Below are 16,130 nucleotides of genomic sequence, written 5' to 3' on the forward strand. Positions count from 1 at the left end.
TTGTAGAGTGCCTGCTCCGCTTTTTCAATGGAGTTGCTCGGATGAATGAAGTTTCCATTTCCGATAATAGAAACAAGCCGTTGGTGGTCCTGTCTGGTCCAGGTCTTTCAATTGTTGTGGCATCGCTCGGCACGAGCATGGTTGCCGTGACACTGCCGGAACTGTCGGAATACTTTCAAGGTCAGGACCTTAGCCCGACACTGGTGGTATCGGTCTACATCCTGGCAACCACCGCGCTCATCATCCCGGTGGGGCGGGCAGGCGATCTCTTCGGCAAGCGCACCGTGCTTTTCTGCAGCCTGTGCCTCTACATCCTAGGCGCATTCCTTGCCTTTGAAGCCCCAACATTGCCCATGCTGATAGCCGGCCGCTTCATTCAGGGCACAGGCGCTGCCGGAATGATGGCTATGCCCTTGGCAATGGTCCGCGATCTTGTGCCATCGGGACAGGTCGGAAGATGGATGGGAGCGATAGGAACGATGTCTGCCATCGGTACCGCCGCAGGCCCCGCAGTCGGTGGGGCTATCGTAGCCGCATTCGGCTGGCGCGCCGTTTACCTGATGCAGATACCGTTGGCCTTGGCCGCGCTGGCCCTCTGCCTGCTCTTTATTCAGAACCAGAAACCTGAGACCCGGCGCCAAGGCATCGACTTTCCCGGTGCAGGCGCCCTTGTCCTTTTCCTTATGGCCGTGACCTTTCTAGTATCTCATATGGCCAATGGCCTTGATGGCGCCACCGTACTGCTGGCAGCTATTGCATGTGGCGCTATCGTCGCGTTTTTCCTGATCGAGAAGCGGACCACCTCTCCAATCATCCCACTCGATCTTCTGCGCTCGGGGCACTTGCAGGTCAGCCTCGCCATGAATGGCATCGTCTCCCTCGTCATGATGGGTATACTGGTGGTGGGACCGTTCTTCCTGACCGGAGGGCTAGGGCTGACGACGGCCCAGATGGGTCTGACCATGTCAGTGGGCCCGATCTCATCGGCGCTCAGCGGCATTCCGGCCGGGCGACTGACAGAACGGATCGGAGCAGGTCGCGCGGTGCTTGTCGGCGCGTTGGCGATGGTCGTAGCAACGGCAATGATGGCTGGCCTCCCCTACGTATTCGGGCTTGGCGGATTCATCCTCGCCTTCATGCTGCTTGCTCCAGGCTACCAGGTTTTCCTGGCCGCACTGAATACGTCGGTGATGGAACGGGCTTCGGAGCAGAACCGGGGCGTCACCTCGGGTGTCCTCAGCCTGAGCCGCAACTTTGGTTTCATCCTGGGCGCGGGTGCTGTCAGTGCCATCTTCTGGTCCTTTGTGCGGGCCGACATCGGTACCGTTGAAGGTGGCCAACAGACGGCCCTTGCCATGGCCGGAACATTTGCGTTCTGCTGCGCCCTGACCCTTGGGGTGGCGGTTCTGGCAAGCCGCTTGCACCGAGACCGAAACAACATTCCTCAATATGAAAACGGACATTCGTAGAGGTCACAGCATCGGTCACAACGGGCTCAGCACAGACCAACGCCGCATGGAGCACAAACACCTGCTTTTAAATGGCGAACGGCGGGACCGTTCGCCAAGGTGGCTCAGATATCGATACGCTCAGCGATGCTCAGCGCATCTTCGAGCTCAACGCCAAGGTAACGTACTGTACTGTCGACCTTCGTATGACCCAGCAGCAACTGGACCGCACGGAGGTTGCCGGTCTTTCGATAGATCTCCGCTGCCTTTGTCCGGCGAAGTGAATGGGTGCCGTATCCGCTTGGCTCTAGCCCGATCGCCGTGACCCAATCACGCACCAACCGTCCATACTGGCGAGTTGAAATGTGGGGCCGGTCATGGAAGCGACTGGGAAACATAAACCGGCAAGCAAACATCTCGGGTGACTTGACCCACGCCAAGACGCTTTCACGTGTGTTTTCCGTCAGTTCAAACTGCACCGGTCGCTTGGTCTTGCTCTGGATGACTGACACGCGTTCTCGCACACGGTCATCCTTTACCAGGTCAGTCACGGCCAATTTTACGAGATCACAGCCACGCAGCTTGCTATCGATGGCGACGTTGAAGAGCGCAAGATCGCGTAGATAACCTGCCAATTCGAGCCGAGCACGGATCGCCCAGACCTGTTTTGGCAGCAAGGGCCGTTTCTGACCGATGATCCGCCCCTTGTTCCAGGCTCTGCGTTTCGGGGTGGTTGCGGGAAGTTGGACTCTTGGCATGATATGCCCTCCGATCCTCCCTCCGCACCCAATCATCAGCACCGCGCTGACAGGACGATCCTACCGTCTGATCGAAGGGCCGGTGTTAGAGACGCACGATGGCGATCGTTGCCGCGCAAGCATTAGGCGGCTCTGAGCCCATCTTACCGAATGCTGCGCCGCGCATGAAGGTCTGGTCTTTTATAGCGCTCGGTTCATCATGAATATGCCAAGTCCTCCAAACAAAGTACCAAAGAGCGCTTCACTGGTCTTTTGAAATTTCCGATAAAGGCCTCGTGCGCGGCCTGTGGAAAACAGCCAGCCATATGTTCCGTAGATCGCAAAGATGATGACTGCCGACCCTGTTGTGAACAAAAACAGAAGTGACCAATCGGTGATCGCAGGCCCGACGAACGTAGAAAGCGATGCCCAAAGCAGAGCAACCTTGGGGTTGGTCGATGTGACCGTCAGGCCATGTAAGAAGTCCTGCCATACCCCGCGCCCCTTGCTAGGCGCGATCTGTCCGCCTTTTCCGGTGAGCGCGGCTCGCCATCCTTTGACACCAAGCCACAGAAGATATGCTCCACCGAATAGACCCATGACGTGCAGGAGAACCGGGTAAGCCTCAAACAAAGTCCCAAGTCCTACCGCCGTGAGAAATGACCATAAGAACGCGCCACAGGCCAAGCCTGCCGCGACTATCAATGCGGCGTTCCTACCCGACCCAAGGCCACGGGATGCTACGGCAACGAGGTTTGGTCCGGGCGAGATCGCCGCGGTGGCGAGGGCGGCCCAAGCTGTTAAAATAAGTGAAATCATGAGTGGACCTTTTTACTGTCTCTTGGAGCTTGCGCGCGATCAAACATGCCGTAATCACGGATGACGCTAGCGATGCGTAGGCGGTAGCCGTCGAAAACGCCACCTCTCCCTTTCGTCTGCGCCCCGCGATGCGCGTTCAGATTGCGCCAGCGCGCAATCGCTTCCTCGTCTTCGAAGAACGAAAGGGAGAGTATTTTTCGCGGATCGGCAAGGCTCTGAAACCGTTCGACCGAGATGAAACCCTCGATATCATCCAGCAGCGGTCTCATCTCAGCGGCGATATCGAGATAATCACCCTTGCGGCCCTCTGCTGGTTCGACTTCGAAAATCACTGCGATCATGCGCCATCTCCATGCGGAGCCGACGCGAGCTTGAGCCATGTCCGATCCTCACGGAGCAGAAATTTCTCTTTCTGGGCGAACTCATAGTTCTCACGGCCCAGCGAGTCCGCCGACAATCGCGACCGATAGGCCTCATAATCGGCAAGGCTTTCAACATTATAGATGCCGTAGGCCAGCGTCGAAGATCCTTCATGGGGGGCGTAATAGCCGATCAGGTCTGCGCCACAGCGCGGGATCGCCTGTCCCCAGTTGCGGGAATATTCTTCAAACTGGGCCTTCTTGGTTGGGTCGATCTGGTAGCGAATGATACAGGTCAACATAGCCGAATCCTTTCAGTGTGTTTTCTATGGTCTACCGGATTGCGACAGCCGAATGCTTCGATTAAGGTCGAACCATGAAAGAAGGCCCTGATATTGCACATGTAGCCGCGCTTATCGGTGATCCCGCCCGTGCCAACATGCTGACAGCATTAATGAGCGGGAAAGCCCTGACCGTGAGCGAATTGGCAGAGGAAGCAGGCGTTACCATCCAGACAGCCAGCTCTCACCTGTCCAAGCTTGATGACGGCGGTTTGCTGCGCCCTCGCAAACAGGGACGACACAAATATTTTTCTCTCGCAAATGAAGACGTTGCGCATGTTCTGGAAGGTTTGATGGGTTTGGCAGCAGGATCAGGCCATCTGCGTAAGCGCACCGGGCCAAAAGATGCCGCATTGCGACAGGCACGCGTCTGCTACAATCATCTTGCAGGTGATATGGGCACGCAAATGTTCGACAGCTTGATGGCGCAAGGCCATCTGACCCTTGTTGGCGACGACCTAAATCTAACGCGTTCCGGCCAAGCCTTTGTAACAGAATTCGGAATTGACTTAGCAGAACTGCGCAAAAACAAATCGCCGCTTTGCCGTGAATGTTTGGACTGGAGCGAGCGCAGATCACATCTGGCGGGTAGTATTGGCCGCGCGTTCCTTAGCCGGTTTGAAGACCTGTCGTGGGTCAAACGCGATCAGAAAACGCGCGTGGTTTCGTTCTCGACAAATGGAGCTAAAGAATTTGAGCGACTGTTTTCTGTTGGTTAAGCTTCTCTAAAACTGGAAACCTGACATTGGCGCACCCGCAGCGAAAGCTCACTTTGTCCCGCGATCTGTGAATCTGCTCGGCGATGATCGCTGCGGCATTTACGAACGACCGGATTTCGAGCCGCGATGCAGCATGCAAAACTGCGCACCTGCAGAGATTTCCGCGCTGCGTGCGCACGCGGCGAGAAGATCGAAATCACAGATCGGGCTCTGTCGTTGAATCCGCCGCACGCGAGACGAACGGCTGCTCTGTTGAAATCGCATGGGCAAAGAGCGTTCCGATATTTGGCGTCTACACGCTTTTTACCCATGCTAACGTTGGAACCAGGTGTTGACCGAAGCAACACGGTAGATATTTTCGGCAAGAGGAAGAGGGATCAGCGTCCATGTGATCGGTCGTAGCCATTTTCAGGTGGCGGGGTCCAATTGGCGAGGCTGCCGGGCTGCGGCTGGAAAACCTCTACCAGCAGCGGATAACACGCGGCGGCATCGGAGCTGTGTTCAGATGAGCAATCCCCGCCCGGGCAGGCGGAGAGGCCGCCAAGGAGGTCAATCTCGGCGAAAAACTCAAGATAGTCGCCCGGACGCACCGGGCTTGCCTTCATGAAATACTGGCCGGTGTCTTGGGTAAACCCCGTGCACATGAAGACATTGAGCACATCATGGACATGGGGTTCGGCATCGGAGGGATGGATCCCGAGGTGATCGGCCAGGGCGCGGGTCAGGTTCGAATGGCAGCAATGATGATACTGCCCGCCCGACAGGAGATTGTGGGTATAGGGGTCGCAGCGTGTGCCAATCACGTCATGCACCGCACCCCCAAACGCATCGAACCCATACCAGTCCAGCGTGTCATCGATAATGGTCGCCATCGGGCGCATGGCGGGAAAGCTGCTCCACATCCGGTCCCCGGTGGACAGGTGGGTGCCGTGCAGCGCGCGGGTTTTGCCGGAGTAGAAACATTCGTGCGGGTCATGGGCATGCCAGAGGTTCAGATCACCGACTTGCGGGCCATCGACGGAAGAAATGCGGAAGAACTGCCCCGCGGGGACCGAAAAGCAGCGTGCATCCCGGGCGGGCACAAGCACTTCATCGACCTTTTGGGCCGTCTGGCGCGCGGCCTGGTAGAGATCAAGGGGGGCCGCGGGCAATCCTTCTACCGGATAGCAGATCACCGGAGCGATGGCTTTGCGCTGATTCGCGTCCTCGGGCGCGGCATGGTCTGATACAGCATGTTTCACGCGAAATCTCCCTGCGGTTTTCCCCAACAGGCCCGGTCATTTGGGAAAAATCAAGCCCTTCTTCATCTTGCCAGACATGCGTTGATTGGCCCGGCCCTCCTTTCCCGGCAAGGCGGGACCATATGTCACGAAGAGGGGTTGCGAATGAGATCTGCACGTCTTCGTCTGCTGTGCGGTGCCATCATGGCCGGATCCGAGCAGGCGCACATTTCGTTGAAAGCGACCACGATGGCAGCTGGCTGATGGATCAAGCCCCGCACCCATGCAGCAAGCGGGTGGGCGGACGGGCGGATGCAGAAAAGCCCCCCGACCCAGCCGTGAATTGACAAGCCGCCAAACGGATGCGATGCGGGACCGGTATCAAAACGGGACACGCGAGATGAAACTGGCTTATGTCATTGCGCCGGGGCGCGGTAAGACAAATGAACTTCTGGCCGGTGTGGCCGATGCGCTTGGCGAACGCGGCCTGCGGCTGGCAGGCACGGTGCAGCTTGATACCGAACGCGCGGAAGAGTTTCACTGTGATATGGACGTGTTGGTGCTGCCCGATGGGCCAAAGATCCGGATCAGCCAGTATCTGGGGGCCAATGCGCGGGGCTGCAAGCTGAACCCTGAGGCGTTGGAAATGGCGGTCGCGGCAACGGAGGCCCAGATCACCAAGGGTGCCGATCTGCTGATCGTGAACAAGTTTGGCAAACAGGAAGCGGAAGGGCGCGGGTTTCGCCATGCGGTGGGCGAGGCACTTTCGCGCGACATACCCGCCATCATCGGCGTGGCAGGCACCACGGTTGACGCCTTTCTGGACTATGTGGGCGACGCGGAAGAGCTGCCGCCCGAGCCAGATGCGCTGTTGAACTGGGCGCTTGAAGCGACCGGTCAAACAAAATGAAAAGGGCGCCCGTCCGGCGCCCCTTCCTGTTTCACCCCATCCATCAGGTGCGGAACACCTTGTAGATTGCCGGGATGACCAGAACCGTCAGCAAGGTGGAGCTGAGCAACCCGAATAGAAGCGATATCGCCAGCCCCTGAAAGATCGGATCCGCCAGGATCACCACCGCGCCAATCATCGCTGCAATGGCCGTCAGAAGGATCGGTTTGAAACGGATCGCACCCGCTTCGATCAGGATCTCGGTCTTGTCCCGCGCGGGATCCGCGTGGCGGATGAAATCCACCAACAGGATCGAGTTGCGCACGATGATCCCGGCAAGCGCAATGAAGCCAATCATCGACGTGGCCGAGAAGGGGGCGGAAAAGAGCCAGTGCCCCGCCATGATGCCAAGGAAGGTCAAGGGGATCGGCGTCAGGATCACCAAAGGCAGCTTAAAGGACCCGAACTGCGCCACCACCAGGATATAGATCCCCAGCAGCGCCACCGCAAAGGCCGCCCCCATATCCCGGAAGGTGACCCAGGTCACTTCCCACTCGCCATCCCACAAAAGCGTCACCACGTTTTCATCTTCGGGCTGGCCGTTCATGCGGATGACAGGTTTTGTGCCCGGCGCCCATTCCATCTGGTCAAGCGCATCCGCCACGGCGAGCATCCCGTACAGAGGAGCTTCGAAATCACCCGCCAGTTCGGCCTGCACCATTTCCGTTGCACGACCATTGTGGCGAAAGATCGGATAGCTCGCACGTTCCTCACTGACCGTGATCACATCGCCCAGTTCGACCACACCCCGCGCGCCGGGCAGGGTGTTGGCCGGGATCGGAGTGGACAGGAACCGTTCATCCAGCACCCGGTCGGATTTGTCCCGCTCGATCACGATCGGCAGCGGGTTGCGCCCCTCTCCGCGATGGGAATAGCCCACGGTATTGGCAGAGTTGAGCATCGCCAGCGTCTGGAACACGTCCCCTTCCTGCACGCCATGGAATTCCAGCGCATCGGTGGAAATCTCGGCCCGCAGCTTTCTGGGCTGGGTGCCGAAACTATCGTCCACATCCACCACGTAAGGCACGCTTTCAAAGGCCTGCCGGATTTTGGTGGCCGCCTCACGACGCGCCTGGGGCGTGGGGCCATAGACCTCGGCCAGCAGGGTGGCGATCACCGGCGGGCCGGGGGGCGGCTCTACCGTTTTCAGCGCGGTCCCGGCGGGCAGGTCCAGCGCCTTCATCCGCTCGCGGATCTCCAGCGCGATCTCATGGCTGCTGCGCGTGCGGTCATGTTTCGGGGCCAGCAGGATGGCCACCTCCCCCATCTGCGGCTCTTCGCGCAGATAGTAATGGCGCACAAGGCCGTTGAAGTTGAACGGGCTGGCCGCCCCGGCATGGGTTTCGACCGACAGGACTTCGGGCAGATCCATCACCAGCTGCGCCACATCCTGTGCCACCGCATCCGTTGCCTCGACCGACGCCCCTTCGGGCAGGTCAATCACCACCGAAAGCTCTGACTTATTGTCAAATGGCAAAAGCTTGACCGTCACATCCTTGGTGTAAAGCAGCCCAAGCGAGCCGAAGCTGAGGACAATGGCGGCAAGCAGAAAGGCAAGGCTGCGCCCCTTGGTCTTCAGGACAGGGCGGGCGACAGCCGCGTAGAGCGCGCCGAGACGGCCGCCATGGGACCCCTCCCCCGAGTGGTCATGTGCCGGCGCCTTGCCAGCGATCTTGATCATCAGCCAGGGCGTGATGATCACCGCCACAAAAAATGAGAAAATCATTGCCGCCGATGCATTGGCCGGGATGGGCGACATGTAAGGCCCCATCAGGCCAGAGACGAACAGCATCGGCAACAGGGCCGCCACCACGGTCAGGGTTGCGACAATGGTCGGGTTGCCGACTTCGGCCACCGCCCGGATCGCTTTCGTAACTCGGTCTGCCTTGTCTTTCATCGCCCAGTGCCGCGCAATGTTTTCGATCACCACAATCGCGTCATCCACCAGGATCCCGATCGAGAAGATCAGCGCAAAGAGCGACACACGGTTGAGCGTGTAGCCCATGATCCAGGCCGAAAACAGCGTGAGCAAAATGGTCACCGGAATGACCACCGCCACGACGATGCTTTCCCGCCAGCCAATCGCAAACAGCACAAGCCCGACAATTGAGATCGTGGCGAGGCCCAGATGGAACAGCAGCTCATTCGCCTTTTCATTGGCAGTTTCACCGTAATCGCGGGTGATGGAAACGTGGATGCTGTCCGGGATCAGCTGCCCCTTGAGGGCCTCAACCTTGTGCAGCACCTCTTCCGCCACCACCACTGCATTGGCCCCCGCCCGCTTGGCAATCGCCAGCGTGACGGCGGGGGTGCGGTGCAGCCCGTGGTCGTCGCGCGTGACCTGGTTCACAATGCTTTGCGACGCATCGGGCACAAAGCTCACATCCGCCACGTCACGCACGTAAACGGCGCGCCCATCGCGCGCGGTGAGCAGCAGGTTCGCAATTTCCGCAGGGGCCCGCAGGGTCCGGCCTGCAACCAGCGCGATCTGCTCCCCGCGGTCGCGGACCAGCCCGGTTGGGAAGGCGCGGTTGGCGGCCTCGACCTTACCGGCCAGCTGCTGCAACGTGATGCCGTAAAGCGCCAGCCGCTCCGGGTCGGGGGCAATGCGGATCACCTCTGCGGCATCGCCGACCAGATAGGTCAGCCCGACATTCTGGATCTTGGCCATCTCGACCTGCAGCTCACGCGCCACGCGGGTGATGTCCCCGGCGGTCACATCGCCAGCATGGGGATCAGGCGTCAGTGTCAGCGCGACGATCGCCACATCATCAATGCCACGGCCCACAATCAGCGGTGCGTCTATCCCCACCGGAATCCGGTCAAGATTGGCATTCACCTTGTCATGCACCCGCAACACGGCCGCATCAGACGAGGTGCCGACAAGGAACCGCGCCGTGACCATGGCATAGTCATCACGGGTCGAGGAATAGACATGGTCCACCCCGTTTATACCCTTGACCATGGTTTCCATCGGCTCGGTCACCAGCTTCATTGCATCTTCGGCCTTCAGGCCCGGGGCCTGAATGTGGATATCCACCAGCGGCACGGAAATCTGCGGCTCTTCCTCACGCGGCAGCGCCCCAAGCGCCACCAGCCCCACGGCAAGGGCTGCAAGGATCATCAGCGGGGTCAGGGCCGAGCCGATAAACGCCTTGGTCAACCCGCCAGCGATACCAAGCGCGGTCTTGTGCGATTGATCACTCATGGCTTCCTCCCACACCCGCACCTGCGGCAGGGGGGATCGGATCAATGACCACATCCCCGGCATTCAGCCCGGTCAGAACTTCAACCATCTGCTGCCCCTCCAAGATGAAGGGATCGCCGAGGACCACAGCCCGCTCAACCGCAACATCGCCACGCCGGATCGTTACGAAATCGAGCCCCATCCGGGTCACCGCGGCCTCAACCGGCACCAGCAGTTTCTCGCTTTGCCCAACCGGCAGGCGCACCAGCACACGGGCATCCACAAAACGGGCGTCAAGCTCTGCCACCTCAACGTCGGCAATCACCCGACCGTTTTCAATCTGCGGGTAGATCTTCACCAAACGGCCGGTTCTGTCCGTACCGTCCGTACCAATCTGGATCTCAGCCCCTTCGGTCAGAAAGGCCGTGTGGCGTTCCGGGATGGCCAGCCGCAGGTAAACCCCACCGCCGCCGATCTGCGCCACCACTTCACCGGGCATCACCACCGCGCCGCGGGTCACCGGCACCTGCAGCACCCGCCCGGCAATCGGCGCCATCACGGCGCCTTCGGCAGCCTGCTGTTCGATCACCTGCCGTTCCGCCTGTGTGGCTGCGATCCGCCCCTTCACCACATCAACCTGTGTGCGCAGGGCATCCAACCGCTGGGTGGTGACAACGCCCCGTTCCACCAGGTTTTCCGCACGTTTCAGTTCGCTCTCGGCATTTTCAAGCTGTGCGTTCAATGAGGTCAGCGCCGCATCCACCGCCCTCAGGCGCAGGTCGAGTTTTTCATCCCAAATCGTGGCAAGCACCTGCCCTTCAGCCACCCGCTCCCCTTCGGTGATCCGAAGATCCACCACCGTTCCGCCCAAACGTGAACGGGCGGGGACATTGTCGCGCGGTTCAACCTTGCCAAACACCGCTTTCCAATCCGGCACAGAAACCGGGGTCACGGTATGGGACAGCTCGGCCCAGACAAATGTCGGCAGGACAAGCAAGGGCAAAGACAGCACAAGACGGGAGAGTGCAAAGACGCGCGACATGAGATTTCCTTTCCATCCACAAGTCCGGGTGTAGGGCGGGTTGGCCGGCCATTCACAGGGCTGAATCTCATATGCACACAAATGAATATAATTCAACCCCGCAGGCAACAGATGCCAAAGAAAACCCCACCCCGGCCGGACCGGGGTGGGGTGGGGTGGGGCAGTATCTCATCCGTGAAACGCCATCAGCGGGTCGGCACCGGCACCTCGCCACGGTAATCATAGAAGCCGCGCCCGGCCTTGCGCCCGACCCAACCCGCTTCCACATATTTTACCAGCAGCGGACAGGGGCGGTATTTGGTGTCCGCCAACCCGTCATACAGCACGTTCATGATCGCCAGGCAGGTATCAAGACCGATGAAATCCCCAAGCTCCAGCGGCCCCATCGGGTGGTTTGCCCCCAGCTTCATCGACGCATCAATCGACGCCACCGATCCCACGCCCTCGTAAAGCGCATAACAGGCTTCGTTGATCATCGGGATCAGGATCCGGTTCACGATGAACGCGGGATAATCCTCGGCACTTGCGGCCGTCTTGCCCAGCCGCTCGACCACGGCCAGAAGGGTCTGATAGGTCTCCTCCGACGTGGCAATGCCGCGGATCAGCTCCACCAGTTGCATCACCGGCACCGGGTTCATGAAATGAAACCCCATGAACCGCTCCGGGCGATCCGTTTTCGCCGCAAGGCGGGTGATCGACAGGGACGAGGTGTTGGTGGTGAGGATGGTGTTTTCCCCCAGCGACGGCGCGAGCCCCGCAAAGATCTGATCCTTGACATCCTCCCGTTCCGTGGCCGCCTCGATCACCAGATCGGTGCCCCCCAGCTCTCCCAGCTCCGAGGTGGTGCGAATTCGCGCCAGCGCCGCTGCGCGCTCCTCGTCACTCAGCGCGCCCTTCGAGACCTGACGCGCCGTGTTCTTTTCAATCCGCGCCAGCGCCGCCGCCAGCGCCTCTGCCGAAATGTCGTTCAGGACCACTTCGTATCCCGACGTTGCGAACACATGGGCAATCCCGTTGCCCATCTGCCCTGCCCCGATAACGCCTACCGTTTGAATGCTCATTTCCCTTACCCCGCGCAGCAGTATTTAGTTTTGACGTTTGAGTAGAATTCTGCGGCGTATTTACCCTGTTCTCTTGCACCATAGCTAGAGGCTTTTGTACCGCCGAAGGGGACGTGGTAATCGACGCCTGCGGTTGGGAGGTTGACCATGACCATACCGGCCTGTGCGTTGTGTTTGAAGCTGCGGGCATGTTTCAGGCTTGCGGTGCAGATCCCTGCGGAGAGGCCAAATTCGGTGTCGTTTGCGGTGGCCAGCGCCTCGTCGAAATCGGCGACCTTGATGATCGAGGCGCAGGGACCGAAGATTTCTTCGCGTGAACTGCGCATCTGGTTGGTGGCCCCGACGAACATGGCCGGTGCCTGGAAGAAGCCTTCGGTGTCGCGATTGAGGCGTTCCCCGCCGATCACCTCGGCCCCTTCGGAGCGGGCCAGATCCACATAACCCAGATTGCCGTTCAGCTGGTTTTCTGACACAACCGGGCCGATCTGCGTGGCCACATCCAGCGGGTTTCCCACGGTGAGCGCCTGCATTTCCGCCGCAAGCCGCTCCACAAACGCGTCATGGATACCCGCCTGCACGATGATGCGCGAGGACGCGGTGCAGCGCTGGCCGGTCGAGAAGAAGGCGCCATTGAGGACGGTCGAGACGGCAATGTCCATCTCGGCATCGTCCAGGATCACCATCGGGTTCTTGCCCCCCATTTCCATCTGCAGCTTTTTCATGCCGCGCGCGGCGTCCACAGCCATGTTGCGCCCCACCGGCACCGACCCGGTAAAGCTGATCGCCCTCACGCCGGGGTGATCCACGATGGCCTGCCCGACAACGGAGCCGCGCCCCATCACCAGGTTGAAGATGCCCGCGGGCACACCGGCCTCGTGCAGGATTTCAGCCAGCAGATGCGCCGATCCCGGCGTCAGGTCCGCAGGTTTGAACACCACCGCATTGCCATAGGCCAGCGCCGGGGCGATTTTCCACGCGGGGATCGCAATCGGGAAGTTCCAGGGCGTGATCAGGCCCACAACCCCCACCGGTTCGCGCGACACTTCCACATCCACATCCGGGCGCACCGAGGCAACCGCATCCCCGGTCACACGGATCGCCTCTCCGGCAAAAAAGCGAAAGATCTGCGCCGCGCGGACGGTTTCACCGATCGCCTCCGCCAGCGTCTTGCCCTCTTCCCGGGCCAGGATCGTGCCGATCTCATCCTTGCGGGCAAACAGCGCCCCCGCCACGGCCTCAAGCAGGTCCGAGCGCAGTTGCGGCGAGGCATTCGCCCAGGCCGGAAGCGCCGCATTGGCCGCCGCCACCGCGTCATTGACCTGTTCAATGGACGCATGGGCATAGGTGCCAATCACATCCGACAGGTCGGCGGGGTTGAGATTTGGAACGGCATCCACGCCATCCAGCCATTCACCGGCAATCAGGTTTCGCTTCATCGGCTCTCTCATCATGTTTGAGGGTCAGGGAAAGACGAGGAAAGCCGCAGATGTCAAATCTGGGGGGGATATGTACGGCTTTCCTCAAGGATCCGGCCACCAAGAGGAACAAGTGGCCGGATCTGTTCGACAGGATCAGGCGAAGGCCTGCAGCCCGGTCTGGGCACGGCCCAGGATCAGCGCATGCACGTCATGGGTGCCTTCATAGGTGTTCACGGTCTCAAGGTTCACCATGTGACGGATCACGTGGAAGTCCTGGCTGATGCCGTTGCCGCCATGCATGTCACGGGCCAGACGCGCAATATCGAGCGCCTTGCCGCAATTGTTGCGCTTGATCAGCGACACCATCTCCGGCGCGGCTTTCGCCTCGTCCATCAGGCGGCCAACGCGCAGCGCCGCCTGCAGGCCCAGCGAGATCTCGGTCTGCATATTGGCGAGCTTCAGCTGGAACAGTTGCATCTGCGCCAGCGGCTTGCCGAATTGTTTGCGGTCCAGCCCATATTGACGGGCACCGTGCCAGCAGGCCTCAGCCGCCCCCATCGCGCCCCAGGCAATGCCGTAACGCGCGCGGTTCAGACAGCCAAACGGACCTTTCAGGCCAGAGACATCCGGCAGCAGGGCGTCTTCGCCCACTTCCACATTCTCCATCACGATCTCGCCGGTGATCGACGCGCGCAATGACAGCTTGCCTTCGATCTTCGGAGCAGACAGCCCCTTGGTGCCTTTGTCCAGCACAAAGCCCTTGATCTTGCCGTCATGCGCATCCGATTTGGCCCAGACCACAAACACATCCGCGATCGGCGCGTTGGAGATCCACATTTTCGACCCGTTCAGCACATAGCCGCCGTCGACCTTCCTGGCGGTGGTTTTCATCGAACCGGGATCGGACCCCGCATCCGGCTCGGTCAGGCCAAAGCAGCCGATCCATTCGCCCGACGCCAGTTTCGGCAGGTATTTCGCGCGCTGCTCTTCGGTGCCATAGGCATAGATCGGATACATCACCAGCGAGCTCTGCACCGACATCATCGAACGATACCCACTGTCGATGCGCTCGACTTCGCGCGCCACCAGACCATAGGTCACGTAACCTGCGCCAATGCCGCCGAACTTTTCCGGGATGGTGGTGCCCAGCAGGCCCATTTCACCCATCTCACGGAAGATCTCCGGATCGGTCTCTTCGCGCGCAAACGCCTCGGTCACACGCGGCATCAGCTTGTCTTCAGAGTAGGCGCGGGCCGCATCACGGACCATACGCTCATCCTCAAGCAGCTGGTCTTCCAGCAGGAAGGCATCATCCCAGTTGAAGGACGCAAGCGCCGGCTGGGATTGGGGGGAAAGATCTTTCGCCATATCTTTGTCTCCTGTTCGCGGCTTACGCGGCGGTTTTGCTGATGGCAGCTTCAATCGAAGCCTCAAGAATGTCCATCGCCTCGTCGAGCTGTTCCATCGGAATGGTCAGTGGCGGCAGAAGGCGCACAGCATTGGCGCGGGTGCCGCAGGGCAGAATGATCAGGCCACGCGCCTCGGCCTCGGCCACAATGGCCTGGGTCAGCGCGGGATCCGGGGCGTTGGTGTCACGGTCGGTGACCAGTTCAAAGGCAATCATCGCGCCCAGGCCACGCACGTCGCCAATCGCTTCCATCCCCTGACGCGCCGCCAGGGCGTTCAGACGGGATTTGACCTTCTCACCAATGTCAGTGGCGCGGTCGCAAAGCTTCTCTTCCTCGATCACGTCAAACACAGCATTCGCCGCCGCCACCGCCAGCGGGTTGCCCGCATAGGTGCCGCCGATGCCGCCCACCGGGGCAGCATCGACAACCTCGGCCCGGCCAGTCACGGCTGAGAGCGGGAAGCCGCCCGCCAGGCCCTTGGCCATGGTCACCAGATCGGCGGCCACGCCCGCATGCTCAAACGCAAAAAGTTTACCCGTCCGCGCAATCCCCGCCTGCACCTCATCCGCAATCAGAAGAATGCCGTAATCGTCACAGATCTTGCGCAGCGCGCGCAGGAATTCAGGCTGGGCGATGTTGAAGCCCCCCTCGCCCTGCACCGGTTCAATGATCATCGCCGCCACACGCTCCGGGTCGATCGAGCTTTTGAACATATTGTCCAGGATCGCCAGCGACTGTTCGACACTCACACCGTGGAATTCATTCGGAAACGGCGCATGCAGCACCTCGGGCGGCATCGCCCCGAAGGCTTTCTTGTAAGGGGTCACCTTGCCGCAAAGCGCCATGCCCATCAGGGTGCGCCCATGGAAGGCGCCGGAAAAGGCAATCACACCCGAGCGGCCGGTATAAGCGCGCGCCATCTTGACCGCGTTTTCCACCGCTTCCGCACCGGTCGTGACCAGCATGGTCTTCTTCTTGAACTCCCCCGGCGTCGACGCGTTCAGACGCTCCGCCAGCGCGATATAGCTTTCATAAGGCGCCACGTGGAAACAGGTATGGGTGAACGCCTCGGACTGCGCCGCCACCGCCGCCATCAGCTTCGGATGACGATGGCCAGTATTGTTCACGGCAATGCCCGCCGCAAAGTCGATATAACGCTTGCCATCGGCATCCCACAGCTCGGCATTCTCTGCACGCACCGCATAAATGCCACGGGTGGCCACACCATTGGCAACAGCCTCGGCGCGGCGGGATTTGAGGGTTTCAGTCTTGCTCACGTGAGGCTCCTCCACAGGTGACGGAATGTGTCTCCCCCCAAAAAAATCCGGGATCGATTCACATATTCATTGATTCTCGCATCCTGTATTGCTCAATTTATTGAGCATTGCTAGAGGTGAGTTTGGACAAAACTCGCTGAATCG

14 protein-coding genes are annotated in these 16,130 nt (G+C 60.2%); 3 read left to right on the plus strand and 11 right to left on the minus strand.

Going from position 1 to position 16,130, the window contains the following annotated elements; genetic code table 11:
* Positions 1 to 41: 41 nt before the first annotated feature.
* Positions 42 to 1,469, plus strand: coding sequence for an MFS transporter (locus AKJ29_RS09210; protein ID WP_074963765.1), 1,428 nt, complete (start codon positions 42 to 44; stop codon positions 1,467 to 1,469).
* 104 nt (positions 1,470 to 1,573) lie between these two features.
* Here the strand turns inward: AKJ29_RS09210 and AKJ29_RS09215 are convergent, their stop codons facing one another.
* The 4 genes from AKJ29_RS09215 to AKJ29_RS09230 form a co-directional block, all read right to left on the minus strand.
* Positions 1,574 to 2,206, minus strand: coding sequence for a tyrosine-type recombinase/integrase (locus tag AKJ29_RS09215; RefSeq protein WP_055190548.1), 633 nt, complete (start codon positions 2,204 to 2,206; stop codon positions 1,574 to 1,576).
* A gap of 180 nt (positions 2,207 to 2,386) precedes the next feature.
* Positions 2,387 to 3,004: a LysE family translocator gene (locus AKJ29_RS09220; protein WP_055190092.1), complete on the minus strand. Its 618-nt coding sequence runs from the start codon at positions 3,002 to 3,004 to the stop codon at positions 2,387 to 2,389.
* Entirely contained in the window at positions 3,001 to 3,345 is a 345-nt protein-coding gene (locus AKJ29_RS09225) for an antibiotic biosynthesis monooxygenase family protein (protein WP_055190094.1), read from the minus strand. The genes AKJ29_RS09220 and AKJ29_RS09225 overlap by 4 nt, the downstream gene beginning before the upstream one ends.
* Positions 3,342 to 3,665, minus strand: coding sequence for an NIPSNAP family protein (locus AKJ29_RS09230; protein WP_055190096.1), 324 nt, complete (start codon positions 3,663 to 3,665; stop codon positions 3,342 to 3,344). Before AKJ29_RS09230 ends, AKJ29_RS09225 begins: the two co-directional genes overlap by 4 nt.
* A 74-nt stretch (positions 3,666 to 3,739) precedes the next feature.
* Between AKJ29_RS09230 and AKJ29_RS09235 the strand changes: the two genes are divergently transcribed.
* Positions 3,740 to 4,423, plus strand: coding sequence for an ArsR/SmtB family transcription factor (locus AKJ29_RS09235; RefSeq protein ID WP_055190098.1), 684 nt, complete (start codon positions 3,740 to 3,742; stop codon positions 4,421 to 4,423).
* A gap of 377 nt (positions 4,424 to 4,800) precedes the next feature.
* Here AKJ29_RS09235 and AKJ29_RS09240 read toward each other — a convergent pair whose 3' ends face one another.
* Positions 4,801 to 5,664 carry an urea carboxylase-associated family protein gene (locus AKJ29_RS09240; protein ID WP_055190100.1) on the minus strand — a complete coding sequence of 288 codons (864 nt, stop codon included), beginning with the start codon at positions 5,662 to 5,664 and terminating at the stop codon, positions 4,801 to 4,803.
* A gap of 346 nt (positions 5,665 to 6,010) precedes the next feature.
* On the opposite strand from AKJ29_RS09240, the gene AKJ29_RS09245 reads away from it, so the two are divergent.
* Positions 6,011 to 6,553, plus strand: a complete 543-nt coding sequence (locus tag AKJ29_RS09245) for a DUF2478 domain-containing protein (RefSeq protein WP_235477375.1) — start codon at positions 6,011 to 6,013, stop codon at positions 6,551 to 6,553.
* Positions 6,554 to 6,596: 43 nt separating this feature from the next.
* On the opposite strand, the gene AKJ29_RS09250 is transcribed toward AKJ29_RS09245, so the two are convergent.
* From AKJ29_RS09250 to gabT, 6 genes are all read right to left on the minus strand, one after another.
* Positions 6,597 to 9,800, minus strand: a complete 3,204-nt coding sequence (locus tag AKJ29_RS09250) for an efflux RND transporter permease subunit (protein WP_055190104.1) — start codon at positions 9,798 to 9,800, stop codon at positions 6,597 to 6,599.
* Positions 9,793 to 10,821 carry an efflux RND transporter periplasmic adaptor subunit gene (locus AKJ29_RS09255; RefSeq protein ID WP_055190106.1) on the minus strand — a complete coding sequence of 343 codons (1,029 nt, stop codon included), beginning with the start codon at positions 10,819 to 10,821 and terminating at the stop codon, positions 9,793 to 9,795. Before AKJ29_RS09255 ends, AKJ29_RS09250 begins: the two co-directional genes overlap by 8 nt.
* A gap of 185 nt (positions 10,822 to 11,006) precedes the next feature.
* Positions 11,007 to 11,882 carry a 3-hydroxybutyryl-CoA dehydrogenase gene (locus AKJ29_RS09260; RefSeq protein WP_055190108.1) on the minus strand — a complete coding sequence of 292 codons (876 nt, stop codon included), beginning with the start codon at positions 11,880 to 11,882 and terminating at the stop codon, positions 11,007 to 11,009.
* A gap of 5 nt (positions 11,883 to 11,887) precedes the next feature.
* Entirely contained in the window at positions 11,888 to 13,318 is a 1,431-nt protein-coding gene (locus AKJ29_RS09265; protein ID WP_055190111.1) for an aldehyde dehydrogenase family protein, read from the minus strand.
* A 135-nt stretch (positions 13,319 to 13,453) separates the two neighbouring features.
* Complete coding sequence (locus tag AKJ29_RS09270) at positions 13,454 to 14,668, minus strand: acyl-CoA dehydrogenase (protein WP_055190113.1); 1,215 nt, start codon at positions 14,666 to 14,668, stop codon at positions 13,454 to 13,456.
* Positions 14,669 to 14,690: 22 nt separating this feature from the next.
* Complete coding sequence (gabT, locus tag AKJ29_RS09275) at positions 14,691 to 15,986, minus strand: 4-aminobutyrate--2-oxoglutarate transaminase (protein ID WP_055190114.1); 1,296 nt, start codon at positions 15,984 to 15,986, stop codon at positions 14,691 to 14,693.
* Positions 15,987 to 16,130 lie beyond the last annotated feature (144 nt).

The sequence above is a fragment of the Aliiroseovarius crassostreae genome, assembly GCF_001307765.1.
Classification (GTDB): domain Bacteria; phylum Pseudomonadota; class Alphaproteobacteria; order Rhodobacterales; family Rhodobacteraceae; genus Aliiroseovarius; species Aliiroseovarius crassostreae.